Source organism: Amycolatopsis sp. cg5 (assembly GCF_041346955.1).
In the GTDB taxonomy this organism is placed as follows: domain Bacteria; phylum Actinomycetota; class Actinomycetes; order Mycobacteriales; family Pseudonocardiaceae; genus Amycolatopsis.
Map to the genome: position 1 here is coordinate 6,940,070 of NZ_CP166849.1, position 14,538 is coordinate 6,954,607.

The window sequence follows — 14,538 nt, forward strand, 5'->3', positions numbered from 1 at the left end:
ATAAAGCGGGCTTTACTCCGCGGAGTAAAGCCCGCTTTATCCCGGGTTTTCAGCCGTGGATGCGGCCGCTGAGCGCGGCGAGGCGCTGACCGCCGCCGCCCCAGCGCAGCGCGATGATCTCCGCCGCGATGGACACCGCGGTCTCCTCGGGCGTGCGGGCGCCGAGGTCGAGCCCGATCGGCGAGGAAAGGTTCTCGAGTTCGTGCTCGGTCAGGCCTGCGTCGCGCAGGCGGGAGAAGCGGTCGTCGTGTGTCTTGCGCGAGCCCATCGCGCCGACGTAGCCGACGTCGAGGCGCAGCGCGACCTCCAGCAGCGGGACGTCGAACTTCGGGTCGTGGGTGAGCACGGCGATCGCGGTGCGGCGGTCGATCTTGCCCGCCTCGGCCTGCGCCTGGAGGTAGCGGTGTGGCCAGTCGACGACGACCTCGTGCGCGTCGGGGAACCGGCTGGCGGTGGCGAACACCGGGCGCGCGTCGCAGACGGTGACCTCGTAGCCCAGGTAGGCGCCCATTTTCGCCATCGCGGCCGCGAAGTCGATCGCGCCGAAGACCAGCATGCGCGGCGGCGGCTCGAACGAGTTGACGAACACCGTCATGCCCTCGCCGCGGCGCTGGCCGTCCGGGCCGTAGTGCAGGATGTCGGTGCGCCCGGTGGCGAGCAGCCCGCGCGCGTCGTCGGCGACGGCGTCGTTCATCCGGGAGGAGCCGAGCGTGCCGGTGACCCGGTCCGGCCAGACGATCAGGTGCCGCCCGACGAGCCCGGTCAGCTCGTGCTCGATCACGGTCACGATCGCGACCGGCTCGCCCTCGCGCACGGACGCGACGACCTCGCCCAGCTCCGGCAGCGACTCCCGGTCGATCCGCTCGACGTAGATGTCGATGATCCCGCCGCAGGTCAGCCCGACCGCGAACGCGTCGTCGTCGGTGACGCCGTAGCGCTGCAGCACCGGCGTGCGGTCCTCGACCACCTGCTGCGCCAGCTCGTACACGGCGCCCTCGACGCAGCCGCCGGAGACACTTCCGGTGACCTCACCGTCCGGTCCCACCAGCATCGCCGCGCCGGGTTCCCTCGGCGCCGACGAGAACGTCGCCACCACCGTGCCGACACCCACGGTCTCGCCCGCCGACCAGCGGCGGTACAACTCGTCCAACACATCACGCATTGCGGATCTCCACGAGCAGTCGTTCCAGCGTCGCCAGGCTGTGGCCGGCGAGCAGCGCGTCCAGATGCGGCAGCGCGGCGGCGATCCCGGACTGCACCGGCGCGTAACCGTCCCGCCCCGCATGGGGATTGACCCAGAGTACGGCGTGCGCGAGCCTGCGCGCCCGTGCGAGCTGCTCGGCGAGCAGGCTCGGGTCGCCCCGTTCCCACCCGTCGGAGAACACCACGACCACCGCCTGCCTGGCCAAACCCCGCTGTCCCCAGCGATCGAGAAAAACCCTGAGCGTTTCGCCGAGCCGGGTCCCGCCTGCGAAATCCGGCACGGCTTCTCCGGCCGCGAGCATGGCGCGCTCGGGATCACGTTGCCGCAGCTGGCGGGACACTCTGGTCAGCCGGGTCCCGAGGGTGAACGCCTCCACGGCGGCCGGTGCGCTCCTGACCACGACATGCGCGAACCGGAGCAGCGCGTCGGCGTACGGGCTCATCGAGCCGGAGACGTCGATGAGCAGCACGACACGTCTCGGACGCTTGCTTCGATCGCGATACGCGAGCTGGGTGAGTTCACCGCCGCCCGCGAGCATGCCGCGCAGCGTCCTGGCCGGATCGAGCCGCCCCCGTTTGGACGGTCGCTGCCGCAGCGATGATCTTTTCGGTGGCACTGGGCGGAGTACGGCGAAGAGCTCGCGAAGATGTTCGCGCTCGGCGATCGAGAGTTCGCCGAGGTCGCGGTGGCGCAGGAGCTCCGTGTCACTCGCGGCCGCGTTGAGCTGCTCGGGTGCCTGCGAAGACTCGCCACTTTGGCGGCCACCGGTGAGCGTGGCCATTTTCGACCGTCGCTCACGGGTCACGGGCCTGGTCGCGCGACGTGGCGGTTCCTCGCCGAACCAGCGCGCGAAGGCGTCTTCGTAGCGGGGCAGGTCGTCGGGATCCGCGCAGAGCGTCAGCCTGCCGGCCCAGTAGAGCTGAGCGGGTTCGGCGATGTCGAGGCGTTCGACCGCGTCGAGGTACGCCTGCACGCGATGCGCGTCGCAGGGCAGCCCGGCTTCACGCAACGCGGTCGCGAAGCCGACGAAACCCGGAAGCGGATCCATGACTCCATTGTGCGCTCATCGAGGGTACGAAGTGCGGTCTGGCGCCCGTTCCTCCCCAGGACGGGCACCAGACCGCGCTCTTCGCAGCGACCAGGGCCTGGTAGCGAGTGGGCCGGGCGCGAAGAGATCGGGAAAGCGGAAGTGAACAACGAAACCGGGGCGTGGAAGATCACGCTTCGGGACCGTGACGCAGTCCGCTGTGTTGCTCGGTTCGCACGATCCCTCCCCTCCGGTCGTTGTCTCTCTGATGGGTTCAAGAATGGCCGAGCCGATCACTGTGGTCAAAGGATTTAAGCCCCGATACGGTGAGCTCATGATCTTGCGCCGCTTGGCCTTCGCGGCACTGGCCGCTCTCACCGTGTCCACCGCCTTGACCGTCCCGGCGCACGCCGCCACGCCGGCACCGGTCGTGTTCGACACCGACATGGACTTCGACGACGCGGCCACGCTCGCCTATCTCTGTCAAGCGCACAAGCGGCATCGCATCGAATTGCGCGCGGTCACCGTGGTCAACAACGGGTCCGGCACACCGGGCCGCGCGCTCACGCACACCCGTACGATCCTCGAAAAGTGTGGCCTGGGCGGGATTCCGGTCGCCGATGGTTCGGACGAAGGCGTCAACGCGCCGACCGCGGACGCTCGCGCCTGGACCGAAAAGATCCTTTCGGGAGCGCTCGGGGACGGGAACCGGCCGGATCGGCCTTCGGTGCTTCCGGCGTCGTTGTTGTTCGCGGCGAGTGTGCTTTCAGCCCCTGCTCCGGTCGTGGTGGTCGCGACCGGTCCGCTGACCAACGTCGCGAAGGCGACTCGGCTGCCTGGTGTCGCCGAGAAGATCAGCCGGATTTCGGTGATGGGCGGCGCTTTCGGGGTTCCTGGCAACGTCGAGGCGCCGCACGCGGACGGTTCGCAAGAGACCAACATCTGGCTGGATCCCTTGTCGGCACGGGAGGTTTTCCAGCGGTCGCGGGTGGACATCGTGCCGCTCGACGCGACCAACGATGTCCCGATCACGCCCGCTTTCGTGCAGCGGATCGGCACGTCCAAGACGCCCGAAAGCGTTATGGTGCACGGAATTCTGACGCAGCCGGACATCTGGCCGTTCATCGAGCAAGGTGTCGGATACTGGTGGGACACGCTCGCCGCGTCCGCCGCCTTCGATGCGGTGAGCCCGGTCGAGTTCCGCGAAGACCGGGTCGACGTCGTCGTGACCGGTGAGTCGGCGGGGCGCACGGTGGTCAGTGCCGACGGCACGCCGCAACGCGTTGGCAGGCATGGGAATCTCGCCGCTTACGAAGCGGGTTACTTCGCGACGCTCGACGGGAGCTAAGCGAGCAGGGTGTCGAGTTTCGCGCGGACCCGGTCGAGGTCTTCGCTGTACTTGAGCACCGCGCCGAGGGTGCGGGCGGCGGACTCGGCGTCGAGTTCGTCGCGGCCGAGCGCGAGCAGCGCCTGCGTCCAGTCGAGGGATTCGGCGACGCCGGGCGGTTTGAGGAGTTCGAGTTCGCGCAGGCGGCGGACGGCGACCGCGACCTGCGTGGCGAGCCGTTCGCCGACGCCGGGCAGGCGTCCGCGCAGGATCGCGACCTCGCGGGCCAGGTCGGGGTGGTCGAGCCAGTGGTAGAGGCAGCGGCGCTTGAGCGCGTCGTGCACCTCGCGGGTGCGGTTCGAGGTGAGCACCACGATCGGCGGGCGGTGTGCGCGGATCTCGCCGAGCTCGGGGATGGTCACCGCGTTCTCGTCGAGCAGCTGCAGCAGGAACGCCTCGAACTCGTCGTCGGCGCGGTCGATCTCGTCGATCAGCAGCACGCACGGTGCCTCGCGCAGTGCCCGCAGCAACGGCCTGGCCAGCAGGAACCGTTCGGTGTAGAGCGACTGCTCCGCCGTTTCGACGTCGAGCGCGCCGTTGGCGGCTTCGAGTGCGCGCAGGTGCAGGAGCTGGCGGGGGAAGTCCCATTCGTACAGTGCCTGCGCGGCGTCGATGCCCTCGTGGCACTGCAGGCGGATGAGCGGGAGGTCGAACGCCTGGGACAGCGCGACCGCGAGCGAGGTCTTGCCGGTACCGGGTTCGCCTTCGCAGAACAGCGGTCGGCCCATGCTCATGGTGAGAAAGGCGGCGGTGGCGACGCCGTCGTCGGCGAGGTAGCCGACGACGCTGAGCTTGTCCGCTACTTCCTCGGGAGTCATGGTTTCGAGCGTAGGTCACCTGGGCGGTCGACGTCGCTTCCAACGCCGAGGTCGGCGCATTCGACCAGCTGGAGGTCGGTGCGGGTGGCGAGCCAGTCGCGGGCGCCGCGGTCACCGCGCGCGGTGTCGGCGATCTCCGGCCACCAGCGCCTGCCGAGCAGGACGGGGTGCCCGGGGACGCCGTCGTAGCTCGCGCGTGCGGCGGCTTCGGGACCAGCGGTGGCGCGGACGCGGGCGATGATGTCCGGGCCGACCCAGGGCAGGTCGACGAGGTGTACCAGCACCGAGGCGGCTTCCGTCTCGGTGAAGGCGTCGAGACCGGCGCGCAGCGAGGCGCCCATGCCGGTCGACCAGTCCTCGGCTTCGACGGCGATCGACGGATCCGGCAGCAGCGCGCGGACGTCGTCGGCCTGGGCGCCGAGCACGACGCGGATCGGCCCGCAGCCGCCTTCGGTCAGGGTGCGCAGCGCGCGCAGCAGCAAGGGTTCGCCGTCGAGTTCGGCCAGCGCTTTGGGTCCGCCGAAACGGCGTCCCGCGCCGGCCGCGAGGAGCAGGCCGCCAGCTTCAGCCACGGCTGGCCCTGGCGGGCGCGGTGATGGCGAGGTCGGCTTCGATGCGCTTCGCCGTGTTGAGCAGCGACGGCAGCAGGTCCTCGCGCATGGATTCCGGGGTCGTGCGGCTGGCGTGAGTGGACAGGTTGACGGCCGCGATGATGCGGCCGTGCCGGTTGCGGATCGGCGCGGCGACCGAGCGCAGGCCCTCCTCGAGTTCCTGGTCGACCATCGCCCAGCCCTGCGCGCGGACCTGGGCGACCTCGGCGCGCAGCGCGTCGTCGGAGGTCAGGGTGTGCGCGGTGAGCGGGTCGAGCTTGGCGACCATCAGGTACGCCTCGAACTCGGCGACGCTCAGCCCGGACAGCAGGACGTGGCCCATCGAGGTGGCGTACGCGGGGAACCGGGTGCCGACGTTGATGCTGACCGTCATGATCCGCGAGACGGCCACGCGGGCGACGTAGACGACGTCGGTGGCCTCCAGCACGGAGACCGAGCTGGACTCGTGCACCTCCGCGGACAGGTACTCCAGGTGCGGCTGCGCGACCTGGGGCAGCGACATGCTCGACAGGTAGGAGTAGCCGAGTTCGAGCACCCGCGCGGTGAGCGAGAAGTACTTGCCGTCGGTGCGGACGTAGCCGAGGTCGGTGAGGGTGAGCAGGAACCGGCGGGCGGCGGCCCTGGTCAGCCCGGTCGACCGGGCGACGTCACTGAGGGTGAGCTCGGCCGCGTCGGCGTGGAACGCCTTGATCACCGCCAGGCCGCGTTCCAGCGACTGCACGTGGTGCGCGCCGCGCTCCGCCTCTTCCATCCACTCAGCCTAACCTGAGGTGACCTCCCCCAGCTCGGTCAGGACACGTTGCGCGATCGCGAAAGCCGCGTTCGCGGCGGGCGCGCCGACGTAGACGGCGGTGTGCAGGATGGTCTCGCTGATCTCGGCGACGGTGAGTCCATTGTGGATGGCCACCCTGACGTGCATGGCCAGTTCTTCGTGCGCTTGCAACGAAGTGAGCACACCGAGGGTGATGAAGCTGCGGGTACGCCGGTCGATGCCGTCGCGGGCCCACACCGAGCCCCATGCCGAGCGGGTCAGGTAGTCCTGGAACGGCTGGGAGAACGGGGTCGCCGCCGCGCTCGCCCGGTCGACGTGCGCGTCGCCGAGCACCTCGCGGCGCACCTTCATGCCGGTTTCGTACAGCTCGTCAGTCATCGCTCCCCTTGAGGTGGTCCAGGATGAGCCGGGTGAACGCCTCCGGCCGCTCGACGTTGCCGAGATGCGCGGCGCCTTCGACGATCTCCAGCCGGGCGCCGGTGATGCCGTCCGCGATGCGCCGGGCGTGCTCGACGGGCGTGGCCACGTCCTCGCCGCCCGCGATGACCAGCGTCGGCGCGGTGATCTTCGGCAGGTCGCCCACGAGGTCCATCCGTTCGAGCGCCTGGCAAGCGGCGAGGTAACCGTCTTGCGGCGTGCTGACCAGCATGGTCCGCAGCGCTCGGCGGTCACCGGCGAACGACGGCGTCACCCAGCGCGCGAGGCCGCCGTCGGCGATCGCTTCGAGCCCGCCCGCGCGGACGGTGTTCGCGCGGTCCGCCCACATGCTCGGCGGGCCGAGTTCGGCCGAGGTGCAGCACAGGGTCAGCGAGCGGATCCGGTCCGGCGCGTGCGCGCCGAGCCACATCCCGGCCATGCCGCCGAGCGAGAGCCCGACGAGGTGCGCGCGTTCGATGCCGAGCTCGTCCAGCAGCGCGACGACGTCCTCGCCGAAATCGGCGATGGCGTACGGCCCCGGCGGCACGGGTGACGCGCCGTGCCCGCGGTGGTCGTAGGCGATGGCCTGGTAGCCCGCCGCCGCGACCTCGCGGACCTGCTCGTCCCACATGCGCAGGCTGCTGCCGACGGACCCGCTGAACACCACGGGTACGCCGTCGCCCTGGGTCTCGTAGTGCACCGCGACGCTCATGCGTGTCCTTTTCGCTTGTGGTGGAACGAAAGCGCGCGCTCGACGAAGGTCTGCGCGCTGCCGAGGTACCCCGACGGGTCCAGTAGTTCCACGATACCGGCGTGATCGAGATGCTTGCCCACCAACGGATGCGCGGCCAGCAGGTCCGCGAGCGCGCCTTCCCCGCCCGCGGCGCGGCGGCTGCACTCGGCGATCGCGTCGTGTGCCGCGAGCCTCCCTGCCTTGGCCGCCAAGGCACCGGTGACCCGCTCGGTCATCAGTTCGTCGCGGACGTTCTCCCGCATCGCGTGTTCGTCGGGGCGGAGCCGTTCGAGACTCGTGCGCAGCCAATGCGCGGCCGAGCCGGTGCTCCGCAGCAGCTCCTGCAACGGCCGCCACTCGGCATGCCACGCGCCCGCCGCCCGCTGGTGTTCTTGTTCCATCCCGGCGAGCACGCTCGCGACCAGTCCCGGCGCCGGGCGCGCGCAGGCCAGCACCGCGACCGCGGCGACCGGATTTCGCTTGTGCGGCAAGGTGGACGAGCCGCCGGAGCCCGCCGGTCCGGCTTCGAAGACCTCACCGACCTCGGTCTGCGCCAGCAGGGTGACCGCACGGGCGATCCGCGCGGCGACGCCGTCGACCTCGCCCAGCAGCCCGGCGAGTTCGGCGACGCGCGTGCGCTCGGTGTGCCAAGGCAGCAGGGGTTCGTCGAGCTGGAGCCGCTCGCTGAAGGCCTTGAGCACAGCGGGCCCGTGCTCGCCGTACGAGGCGAGCGTGCCCGCCGCCCCGCCGAGCTGCGCGGCCGGACGATACGCGCCGAGCCTGCCGATGACCGTGTCCAGCCCCGACAACCAGCTCGCCACCACGCACCCGAAGGTCGTGGGCAGTGCCTGTTGCAGGAGGGTGCGTCCGGCTTGGACGGTGCCCGCGTGCCGCTCGGCCAGTTCGGCCGCGCGGTCCGCGCAGGCTTCGAGGTCGTCGAGCAACGGGACGAGCGCGCGGGCGACGACCAGCATGAGCGCGCTGTCCAGCACGTCCTGGCTGGTCGCGCCGAAGTGGACGTACCCGGCGGCGTCCCCGTGCACCTGAGCGGTCAGCGCCCGGACGAGCGGCCCGGCCGGGTTGCCGATGCCGACGGCCTGCCGGCCCAGTTCGACGACGTCGTAGTACTCCGCGCGGCACGCCTCCGCGATGTTCCTGGCGTGCGCGGGCTGCAGCAGCCCGGCGTCGGCGAGCGCGCCCGCGAGCGCGGCCTCGACGTCGAGCATGGCCTGGAGCCAGGCTTCATCGCCGAGTTCGGCACGCACCGGACCCGCTGCCAGAAGTGGATCAAAGAGGTCAGACATCGAAGAACACTGTCTCGCCCTCTCCTTGAAGGCGCACGTCGAAGCGGTACCCGTCCTCGGTCCTGGTCGCGATCAAGGTGTGGCGGCGGTCCGCCGGCACGAGCGCGAGCACCTGGTCGGCGCTGTTGTCGTGGTCCTCGAAGTAGATCCGGGTGACCACCCGGTGGAGCAGCCCGCGAGCGAGCACGGACACGTCGATGTGCGGCGCCTGCGGCTCACCACCGGCGCCGGGGACGGCGCCGGGAACGACCGTCCGGATCTGGTACTGGCCGTCGAGGTCGGTCGGGCACCGGCCGAAGCCGCGGAAGCCGTTACCGGTCGCGCCACGCGGGTCGTCGGGATGGTCGAAGCGGCCGTCGGCGTCGGCCTGCCAGGTCTCGACGAGCGCGTCCGGGATGGGCTCGCCGGCACCGTCGGACACCGTGCCGCGGAGCCAGATCGCACCCGGCGTGTCGGCGGGCACGACCACGGGCCCGTCTTCCCACGGCAGCCCGATGGACAAGAACGGCCCGACCGTCTGCGAAGGCGTGCTCATTCGTCTTCCTCCTCCTCGTCTTCGAAGACCGAGGCGTCGCGTCCGCGCAGGACGATGTCGAACTGGTAGGCCAAGGCCCAGTTGGCCTCGGTGCGGTCGAGGTCGAAGCGGGAGACCATCCGCTGGCGGGCCTTCTCGTCCGGGATGGAGTTGAAGATCGGGTCCTGGCCGAACAGCGGATCGTCCGGGAAGTACATCTGGGTGACCAGCCGCTGGGTGAACGCCGTGCCGAACACCGAGAAGTGGATGTGCGCGGGCCGCCAGGCGTTGTCGTGGTTCTTCCACGGGTACGCGCCCGGCTTGATCGTGGTGAAGGTGTAGCGGCCGTCGTCATCGGTCAGCGCGCGGCCGACGCCGTCGAAGTTCGGGTCCAGCGGCGACGGCCACCGGTCCCCGGTGTGCTTGTAGCGCCCGCCCGCGTTGGCCTGCCAGATCTCGACGAGCGAGTTCCGCACCGGCCTGGCGTCGCCGTCGAGCAGCCTGCCGGTGACGATGATCCGCTGGCCCTGCGGCTCCCCCGCGTGCTGGCGGGTGAGGTCGTTGTCGAACTCGCCGAGCCTGCCGGGGCCGAGCAGCGGCCCGGTGACCTCCGTGAGCTGCTGGGGCAGCAGCACCAGCGGCTGCTTCGGGTGACGCAGTTTGGTCGAGCCGTAGCCGGCGTAGTCCAGCGGCGGATGCGTGCCGTCCGGATCCCGCGTGTACCGCGGCAGCCGCAGGTCTCCCATGGTCCTTTCCTCCTAAGCCTCGATGACGACGGCCAGGCCCTGGCCGACGCCGATGCAGATGGCGGCCAGCCCCCAGCCGCCACCGCGGCGGCGCAGCTCGTAGGCCAGTGAAGCCAGGATCCGCCCGCCGGAGGCGCCCAGCGGGTGACCGATCGCGATGGCGCCGCCGTTGACGTTGACGATCGCCGGGTCGAGCTTCGGCCAGTCGGCCAGGCACGCGAGCGACTGCGCGGCGAAGGCCTCGTTCAGCTCGACCGCCGCGAGGTCCGCCCAGCCGATCCCGGCCCGCGCGAGCGCGATCTCGGCGGCCTTGACCGGCCCGATCCCGAACACGTCCGGATCGACGCCCGCCGCACCCCGCCCGGCGATCCTGGCCAGCGGTTCCTTGCCGAGCCGGTCCGCCGCGGCAGCGTCGCCGAGCAGCAACGCGGACGCGCCGTCGTTGAGCGGGGACGAGTTGCCCGCCGTGACCGTCCCTTGTGGACGGAACGCGGGCTTGAGCTTGGCCAGCTTGTCGATGCTCGAATCGGGCCTGATGCCCTCGTCCCGGTCGAGTCCTCCGACGGGGATCACATGCGTGTCATAGAAGCCTTCGTCCCAAGCTTTCGCCGCGTTGACATGGCTCTTGACCGCGAACGCGTCCTGTTCGTCACGGCCGATGCCGTAGCGCTCGGCCAGCATTTCGGTCGACTCGCCGAGCGAGACCGTCCACTGCTCGGGCATCTCGGGGTTGACCATGCGCCAGCCCAGCGTGCTGGAGTGCAGGGTCTGCGGCGTGGCCGGGAACGCCTTCTCCGGCTTGAGCAGGATCCACGGTGCCCGGCTCATCGACTCGACGCCACCGGCGACGACCAGCGAAGCGTCGCCGACCTGCACCGACCGGCTCGCCTGGATGACCGCGTCCAGCCCGGAGCCGCAGAGCCGGTTGACCGTGCTGCCCGGCACAGCCGTCGGCCAACCGGCGAGCAGCGTGGCCATCCGCGCCACGTTCCTGTTGTCCTCGCCAGCGCCGTTGGCATCGCCGAGTATTACCTCGTCGACCGTCGCCGGGTCGAGGTCGTTGCGCGTGCCGAGCGCCTTGACGACGGTGGCGGCCAGATCGTCCGGCCGGACGCCGGAGAGCGCGCCGCCGTACCGGCCGAACGGTGTCCGTACCGCGTCGAGGATGAAGGTCTGCTCGCTCATGCCGCTTTCAGCTCCCTGAGCACGCGAAGTTCGGTTTCGGTCGGCGCCGGGGTCTCGCCGAGTTCCGGTGACACCTTGAGTTTCCAGCCGGTGGCCGCGCGGACCTGCTCCACCTCGATGCCCGGGTGCAGCTCGGTCAGCACCAGCTCACGGGTCTCCGGGTCGGGCCGCAGGATGCCGAGGTCGGTGATGACGAGTGTCGGGCCCGCGCCGGGCAGGCCGAGGCGTTCGCGATCACCCTTGCCCGTGCCGTGGCCGAACGAGGTGATGAAGTCGACCCGTTCGACGAAGGCACGCGCGCTTTGCCGCAGCACCACGAACACCTCGCGGCAGGAGGCGGCGATCTCGGGCGCGCCGCCCGCGCCCGGCAGGCGGACCTTGGGATCGTGGTAGTCGGAGCCGATCACCGTGGTGTTGATGTTGCCGAACCGGTCCAGCTGCGCGGCGCCGAGGAAGCCGACGTCGATCCGGCCAGGCTGGAGCCAGTAGTTGAACACCTCCGGCACGCTGATCACCGCGTCGGCGGTGTCGGCCAGTTCACCGTCCCCAATGGACAGTGGCAGCCGGGAGGGCTTGGCGCCCAGGCAACCCGACTCGTAGATCAGGCTGAGTCCGGGCGCGTGGGTGCGCCTGGCGAGGTTCGCGGCCGTGCTCGGCAGCCCGATGCCGACGAAGCACGACATCCCGTCACCGAGCGCGCGGGACGCGGCGACGCTCATCATCTCGTCCGCGCTGTACTCGCTCATGCCGCCACCCCCGCGAGCCACTTGGTGAACTCCTCGCGATCACGGCTGATCGCGTCCCATGCCTGGTAAGCGCTGTTGTCGCGTTCGTAGTACCCGGCCGCGTAGGACGGCGAAGCACCACCGGGCACCTCGGCGACCGCGGTGATCACCCAGGCTGGCAACACCACGGCACCCGGCCTGGGTTCCAGCTCGTCGACGATCTCCTCGACAGTCACCAGCGACCGGCGGGCCGCCAGCACGGCTTCCTTCTGCACGCCGGCGATGCCCCAGAGCTGGACATTGCCCGCCCGGTCGGCACGCTGGGCGTGCACGATGGTGACGTCCGGGTTCAGCGCGGGAACGGCCGTGAGCACCTCGCCGGTGAACGGGCAGGTGATCGGCTTGATCGTCTCGGTCTGCGCGGGCAGATCCGTGCCGGTGTAGCCGCGCAGCACGGCGAACGGCAGCCCGGAGGCGCCCGCGACGTACCTGTTCGCCATCCCGGCGTGACTGTGTTCTTCGATCTCCAGCGGCACCGGCCACGAGTGCTGGACGGCGTCCCGGAACCGGTGCAGTGAACCGACTCCGGGATTTCCGCCCCACGAAAAGACGAGCTTGCGCGCGCAGCCCGCGCCGATCAGCTGGTCGTAGATGATGTCCGGGGTCATCCTGACCAGTGTGAGGTCCTTGCGGCCCTGCCGGATGATCTCCTGCCCGGCCGCCACGGGGATCAGATGCGTGAAGCCTTCGAGGGCGACGGTGTCGCCATCGTGGACCAACTCGGCCACCGCATCACTCAACGACACCACCTTCGCCATGACTCTCGAACTCCCTTCCTTGATCCTGTGCGTATCGCGCACACACGTTCTACATATGAACATACGCCTCGACGGCCCGGCCGTCCAGCAGCGCCACGCCGATTACCTCGTCCGGGTCGAGCACCGGGGCACCGCGTTCGACCGGATTCAGGAGACACGCCCTAGGCTGTCGGCGTGCGACCCAAGATCGCCGTCACGAGGCGGATTCCAGACGAAGCGATGCAGGTACTGGCCGAAGCGGGCGAGGTGGTCGTCTCACCGGAAGACCGGCCGCTGACGCCTGACGAACTGCACGAACTCGTGCGGGGCGCGTCCGCCGTGGTGAGCATGGCGTTCGACCGGATCGACCCGGCCAAGGTCGGCGAAGAACTGCGGGTCGTCTCGAACGTGGCCGTCGGCTACGACAATCTCGACGTGCCGGGATTCGCCGAGCGCGGCGTGGTCGTCACGAACACGCCGGGCGTGCTCACGGACGCGACGGCCGACCTCGCGTTCGGGCTGCTGCTGGCGGTGACGCGGCGGCTCGGCGAGGGCGAACGCCTGCTGCGCGCGAAGCAGCCGTGGTCGTTCCACCTCGGTTTCATGCTCGGCGCGGGCTTGCAGGGCAAGACGCTCGGCATCGTCGGGCTCGGCCAGATCGGCCAGGCCTTCGCCAAGCGCGCGCTCGCGTTCGGGCTGCGGATCGTCTACTCAGGACGGTCCCGCGTCGCACCCGAGATCGAAGAAGCCTTGGGCGCCGAGTACTTGCCGTTCGACGAGCTGATCGCGACATCGGACTTCGTTTCACTGCACTGCCCGCTGACGCCCGCGACCCGGCACCTGATCGACGCCGACGTCCTGCGCGCCATGAAGCCCAGCGCGTACCTGGTGAACACCACGCGCGGCCCGGTCGTCGACGAGCCCGCCTTGGCCGACGCGCTGCTGGCAGGCGAGATCGCGGGCGCGGCGCTCGACGTGTTCGAGAAGGAGCCCGAGGTGGAGCCCCGCCTGCTGGGACTGGACAACGTGGTGGTGATGCCGCACCTGGGTTCGGCCACCGTCGAGACCAGGACCGAGATGGCACTGCTGGCCGCGCGCAACGTCGTCTCCGTGCTGGCGGGGAACGGCCCGATCACCGAGGTGCGCCCGTGAAGGTCGTCGTCGCTCCCGACAAGTTCAAAGGCAGCGTGACCGCGGTCGAGGCGGCCGACGCCATCGCGCTGGGCGTGCTCGACGCGCTCCCCGACGCCACCGTGGTGCGCTGCCCGGTCGCCGACGGCGGCGAGGGCACCCTCGACGTGCTCGCCGCGGCGGGCGCGGAAATCGTGTCGGTGCGGGTGAGCGGGCCGCTCGGCTCGCCGGTCGACGCCACGTACGCCGTGCTCGACGGCTGCGCCTACGTCGAGTCCGCGCGCGCCTGCGGGATCGAGTTCGTCACACCGTCGCCTTCGGTTTCCTTGCAGGCCAACACTTACGGCGTCGGCGAGCTGATCGCGCACGCGCTCTCGCGTGGTGTCGGGCGGCTGGTGCTGACCGTCGGCGGGACCGCGTCGACCGACGGCGGCGCCGGCATGCTGCAGGCATTGGGCGCCCAGGTGCTCGACGGCTCGGACGCGCCGATCGGCCTCGGCGGCGGACCGCTGCGCGAAGTGTCCGAAGTGGACCTGAAGCCGGTGCTCACCCGGCTGTCGGGCATCGGCATCGGCGTGGCGACGGACGTCACCAACCCGCTGCTGGGCCCGTCCGGCGCGGCCGCCGTATTCGGCCCGCAGAAGGGCGCTTCGCCGGACGAGGTCGCGGAGCTGGAAGAAGCGCTGACCGCGTGGGCGCGCGCGTTGCACGTGATCGGCGCGGACGTCGCCGACATACCCGGCTCCGGCGCGGGCGGCGGGATCGCCGCCGCGGCACTCGCGCTCGGCGCCTCGGTGGAGTCGGGCTTCGACCTGATCGTCGGGCTGACCGGCGTCGAGTCCGCTTTGGACGGTGCGGACCTGGTCATCACCGGCGAGGGCTCACTCGACCCGCAAAGCCTCGCGGGCAAGGCACCGGCCGGAATCGCCCGCCGTGCCAAGGGAATCCCGCTGCTCGCCATCGCGGGCCGCATCGCGCTGGACGACGCCCAGCTCACCTCGCTCGGTGTCGTGGGCAGCCGCGCGCTGATCGACCACGCCCCTTCACTCGACTACGCGCTCGCCAACACGCCCGCGCTGCTGCGCGCCCAGGCCGCCGACCTGGTGCGGGCCTGGGCCTCCTAGACCTGGTGATAGCCCGAAAGCCACTTTCGGCAGATCGCATCTG

Annotated in this window: 16 protein-coding genes; 3 read left to right on the forward strand and 13 right to left on the reverse strand. The window is 70.6% G+C overall.

Translation table 11 applies throughout. The annotated features are described in order from the left end of the window. Positions 1 to 49: 49 nt before the first annotated feature. Together AB5J62_RS30980 and AB5J62_RS30985 are read right to left on the reverse strand one after the other, a co-directional pair. The gene (locus AB5J62_RS30980) at positions 50 to 1,162 is read right to left on the reverse strand and encodes an XdhC family protein (RefSeq protein ID WP_370943513.1); all 1,113 of its coding nucleotides are present in this window, start codon (positions 1,160 to 1,162) and stop codon (positions 50 to 52) included. Further along, positions 1,155 to 2,252, reverse strand: a complete 1,098-nt coding sequence (locus AB5J62_RS30985; RefSeq protein ID WP_370943514.1) for a VWA domain-containing protein — start codon at positions 2,250 to 2,252, stop codon at positions 1,155 to 1,157. Before AB5J62_RS30985 ends, AB5J62_RS30980 begins: the two co-directional genes overlap by 8 nt. A 313-nt stretch (positions 2,253 to 2,565) precedes the next feature. Here AB5J62_RS30985 and AB5J62_RS30990 point away from each other — a divergent pair, with 313 nt between their 5' ends. After that, positions 2,566 to 3,579: a nucleoside hydrolase gene (locus tag AB5J62_RS30990; RefSeq protein WP_370943515.1), complete on the forward strand. Its 1,014-nt coding sequence runs from the start codon at positions 2,566 to 2,568 to the stop codon at positions 3,577 to 3,579. Here AB5J62_RS30990 and AB5J62_RS30995 read toward each other — a convergent pair. From AB5J62_RS30995 to AB5J62_RS31045, 11 genes are read right to left on the reverse strand one after another with little or no spacing between them, the layout of a single operon-like run. Then, on the reverse strand, positions 3,576 to 4,436 hold the full coding sequence (locus tag AB5J62_RS30995; protein ID WP_370943516.1) for an AAA family ATPase: 861 nt from the start codon (positions 4,434 to 4,436) through the stop codon (positions 3,576 to 3,578). The genes AB5J62_RS30990 and AB5J62_RS30995 overlap by 4 nt on opposite strands. Continuing rightward, positions 4,433 to 5,008 (reverse strand): NTP transferase domain-containing protein, encoded by a 576-nt coding sequence (locus tag AB5J62_RS31000; protein WP_370943517.1) that lies wholly within the window; start codon positions 5,006 to 5,008, stop codon positions 4,433 to 4,435. Before AB5J62_RS31000 ends, AB5J62_RS30995 begins: the two co-directional genes overlap by 4 nt. Next, positions 5,001 to 5,798, reverse strand: coding sequence for an IclR family transcriptional regulator C-terminal domain-containing protein (locus tag AB5J62_RS31005; RefSeq protein WP_370943518.1), 798 nt, complete (start codon positions 5,796 to 5,798; stop codon positions 5,001 to 5,003). Before AB5J62_RS31005 ends, AB5J62_RS31000 begins: the two co-directional genes overlap by 8 nt. 9 nt (positions 5,799 to 5,807) lie before the next feature. Then, positions 5,808 to 6,197 (reverse strand): 4-carboxymuconolactone decarboxylase, encoded by a 390-nt coding sequence (pcaC, locus tag AB5J62_RS31010; RefSeq protein WP_370943519.1) that lies wholly within the window; start codon positions 6,195 to 6,197, stop codon positions 5,808 to 5,810. Continuing rightward, the gene (gene pcaD / locus AB5J62_RS31015) at positions 6,190 to 6,948 is read right to left on the reverse strand and encodes a 3-oxoadipate enol-lactonase (RefSeq protein ID WP_370943520.1); all 759 of its coding nucleotides are present in this window, start codon (positions 6,946 to 6,948) and stop codon (positions 6,190 to 6,192) included. The genes pcaC and pcaD overlap by 8 nt, the downstream gene beginning before the upstream one ends. Continuing rightward, positions 6,945 to 8,273: an adenylosuccinate lyase family protein gene (locus AB5J62_RS31020; protein WP_370943521.1), complete on the reverse strand. Its 1,329-nt coding sequence runs from the start codon at positions 8,271 to 8,273 to the stop codon at positions 6,945 to 6,947. Before AB5J62_RS31020 ends, pcaD begins: the two co-directional genes overlap by 4 nt. Beyond that, entirely contained in the window at positions 8,266 to 8,808 is a 543-nt protein-coding gene (pcaG, locus tag AB5J62_RS31025; protein ID WP_370943522.1) for a protocatechuate 3,4-dioxygenase subunit alpha, read from the reverse strand. Before pcaG ends, AB5J62_RS31020 begins: the two co-directional genes overlap by 8 nt. After that, a complete protein-coding gene (gene pcaH, locus AB5J62_RS31030; RefSeq protein WP_370943523.1) occupies positions 8,805 to 9,533 on the reverse strand; it encodes a protocatechuate 3,4-dioxygenase subunit beta in 729 nt (242 codons plus the stop codon). The genes pcaG and pcaH overlap by 4 nt, the downstream gene beginning before the upstream one ends. 12 nt (positions 9,534 to 9,545) lie before the next feature. Next, positions 9,546 to 10,718 (reverse strand): acetyl-CoA C-acyltransferase, encoded by a 1,173-nt coding sequence (locus AB5J62_RS31035; protein ID WP_370943524.1) that lies wholly within the window; start codon positions 10,716 to 10,718, stop codon positions 9,546 to 9,548. Further along, positions 10,715 to 11,464, reverse strand: a complete 750-nt coding sequence (locus AB5J62_RS31040; RefSeq protein WP_370943525.1) for a CoA-transferase subunit beta — start codon at positions 11,462 to 11,464, stop codon at positions 10,715 to 10,717. The genes AB5J62_RS31035 and AB5J62_RS31040 overlap by 4 nt, the downstream gene beginning before the upstream one ends. Further along, a complete protein-coding gene (locus AB5J62_RS31045) occupies positions 11,461 to 12,261 on the reverse strand; it encodes a CoA transferase subunit A (RefSeq protein ID WP_370943526.1) in 801 nt (266 codons plus the stop codon). Before AB5J62_RS31045 ends, AB5J62_RS31040 begins: the two co-directional genes overlap by 4 nt. A 174-nt stretch (positions 12,262 to 12,435) precedes the next feature. On the opposite strand from AB5J62_RS31045, the gene AB5J62_RS31050 reads away from it, so the two are divergent. Both AB5J62_RS31050 and AB5J62_RS31055 read left to right on the forward strand, forming a co-directional pair. Then, on the forward strand, positions 12,436 to 13,392 hold the full coding sequence (locus AB5J62_RS31050) for a 2-hydroxyacid dehydrogenase (protein WP_370943527.1): 957 nt from the start codon (positions 12,436 to 12,438) through the stop codon (positions 13,390 to 13,392). After that, complete coding sequence (locus AB5J62_RS31055) at positions 13,389 to 14,495, forward strand: glycerate kinase (RefSeq protein ID WP_370943528.1); 1,107 nt, start codon at positions 13,389 to 13,391, stop codon at positions 14,493 to 14,495. Before AB5J62_RS31050 ends, AB5J62_RS31055 begins: the two co-directional genes overlap by 4 nt. The last annotated feature ends 43 nt before the right edge of the window (positions 14,496 to 14,538 follow it).